This window comes from Psychrobacter sp. (assembly GCF_035469765.1).
Taxonomy (GTDB): domain Bacteria; phylum Pseudomonadota; class Gammaproteobacteria; order Pseudomonadales; family Moraxellaceae; genus Psychrobacter.
In genome coordinates this window covers 1-2,753 of record NZ_DATIRM010000206.1, presented here as the reverse complement: position 1 = coordinate 2,753, position 2,753 = coordinate 1, and the positions used below count along the sequence as shown (strand labels likewise).

At 44.5% G+C, this 2,753-nt stretch carries 1 protein-coding gene; it reads left to right on the top strand.

Going from position 1 to position 2,753, the window contains the following annotated elements; genetic code table 11:
* Positions 1 to 423: 423 nt before the first annotated feature.
* Positions 424 to 2,753, top strand: a 2,330-nt coding sequence (glnE, locus tag VLN09_RS05845) for a bifunctional [glutamate--ammonia ligase]-adenylyl-L-tyrosine phosphorylase/[glutamate--ammonia-ligase] adenylyltransferase (RefSeq protein ID WP_325244572.1), incomplete at its 3' end; no start/stop codon positions are given.

Sequence of the window (2,753 nt, the reverse complement as noted above, 5' to 3'; positions counted from 1 at the left end):
AGCGGTGATTAAAAGTAATGGCGTTGAGGTTGTCATAATGGCGGTATCACATATTATTAATAAGTATTAAAAACAGCAAATCAGGTCATTTAGTAGCAGACAGTTGAAGGTTAGCCACTCATTGAACCTCGCTAAAAAGCGATGATAACTACTTTGTTATCGTGAGGTTAAGTGTTTTTATGATTATGGGTGTCTAAAAGAACTAAGACCTTATGGCTTTATATTGTATCATCATTCAGCGCTTTTTCGTTTTTTGCAAGTACGCTTGCTCTTGGTAGTGCCTCACTTTATTTATGCTACTATAAATAGATAGTGATCAATTTAACAATCGCAGTTATGACTGTCTCGTAAGAAAAAACAATAAACTTATCCGCTCAGTTCACGTAGGCTTATAGCTCTATGCTGCAATAAGGTACTATCTTTATGTTATCTACCGCACCCAATGGTAACGGCTATCAGCCCACATCAGAACAATTACAAGTGCTGCAAACTGCCAGTGAATTTGCCTATCAAATTTGGCAAAGTCGCGCGGGCGCCTGCCAGACGTTTTTACGCAGCTATCCTTTAGAGACGACCTTAACGCGTCAGCAGATTGATGATTTGATACAAGATTATACCTTGGACGAAAACTACCAGCTCGCTCATGAAACCAAGGTCATGAGTGGCTTACGTAATTTACGTATGTTACTGATGATGCGCTGGGTATGGCAAGATGCATTGGCAGTGATTGAGCTTGAGCAGCTGACGGATGAATTGTCCGAATTCGCTGATGGCTGTATTTTATTTGCCAAAGACTATACCTATCAACATCTGGTGACTCAATACGGTCAGCCAACCTTTATTAATGAGAAGGGTAATGTGCAAGTCGATGATATGGCGATTATGGCGATGGGCAAGCTTGGCGCTCATGAGCTGAATTTATCGAGTGATATTGACCTGATTTTTATCCATCAAGCGCGCGGTGAAACTGACGGTGATAAAGCTAAAGGCACGCGTAGTATAGATAATAAGCGCTTTATGACTCGGCTCGGTCAAGGGATTATCAAGCTGCTCGACAATAATACCGCTGATGGTTTTGTGTTTCGAGTAGATATGCGCCTGCGCCCATGGGGTGATGGTAGTGATTTGGCGATTCATCTGTCAGCATTACAAAAGTACTTTTCCCAGCATGGGCGGGCATGGGAGCGGTTTGCTTGGCTAAAAGCTCGTGTTGTTGGGCATATAGAGCAGCCATTTTATGATGACATTCAAGCACTTATTAAGCCGTTTGTTTTTCGGTATTACGTCGATTACAGTGCTTTTTCGGCATTACGAGAGATGAAATCTCTGATTCAGAATCAAGTGGCGCAGCGCGAAGATTTGGATAATATTAAGCTTGGCGCTGGCGGTATCCGAGATATCGAGTTTATCGTCCAAGCTTTTCAGTTGATTTATGGCGGACGTCATCCGCAGCTACAGGTCAAGTCTTGTTTAAAGGCGATGCAAGCGCTGTATGAGCTTAAATATCTAGAAGAAACCACTTATAAAGAACTACAAGGCGCTTATCGGTTTTTACGCCGACTTGAGCATGGTATTCAAGCGATCAATGATCAGCAGACTCAGCGCCTTCCTCATGATGCCCATTGGCAGCATAATCTGGCGCTCACGCTGGGATTTGAAGACTGGGCTGGGTTATTAGCTACCCTTAATTATCATCGCTATCATGTCAATGTGCCGTTTGAGCGCATGGTCACTGAGCGCCAAGTACCCACTCAAGAAGATGAGCTAGAACCTGCCAATTTGGATGAGCAAGTTACCCGTTTAAATGGCGTATTGACTGAGGAAAATCGTAGCCAATTGCACAATTTTTGGCAGTCAAAAATGGTTGCCAATTTAAGCGATGAGGCGCGTGAGCGCTTGGATGCAGCATATCCTGTGATTGTACATGCACTGTTGGCTCATCATGATCAGCAGCAACTGGCGAATACCGCATTGCCGCGCTTGATTGCATTGCTTGAAGCGATTTGCCGCCGTTCTATCTATTTAGTGATGATTGCAGAAAACCCAAATGCCACGGTTGAGCTGATACCGATGTTGTCTGCTAGCCCTTGGATTGCCAAAGAGTTGGCGCAGTATCCGGTTTTATTAGATACTTTTTTACAGCAACGTTATCGGCATTTACCAGACAAGCTTGAACTGCGTGATATCTTGCGTCAGCAGTTATTGCGAGTAGAGCCCAATGACGAAGAGAAGCTGCTCAGCGTATTAAGGTTGTTTAAAAAGAATCAAGTATTAGCGGTTGCCGCCAGTGATGTGCTTGCTGAACGTCCAATCATGAAGGTCTCAGACTCGCTGACTTATATCGCCGCTGTGGTATTGGAAGCAGCGCTTGAGCGTGCATTTGCTGAACTTGTCAAACGTTATGGCTATCCGATTGGCCAAGATGGCGATCCAGTCACCGAAGCAGATTGCGGCTTTGCGATTATCGGCTATGGCAAGCTTGGTGGGCTTGAGTTGTCTTATTCATCAGATTTAGACTTGGTCTTTTTGCATAAAATAAAAGAGCAGGGTATGACCACCGGTGAAACCGCCGTTAGTGGCATGAAGTTTGCGGCACGTTTGGCACAAAAGCTGATGACCTATCTTAATACTCAAACTCGTGATGGCCGTGCTTATGAGGTAGATATGCGCCTGCGCCCCTCAGGTAATGCTGGCATGATGGTGGTCTCTTGTCACGCGTTTGAAACCTATCAGCTTGAGAAAGCTTGGTCATG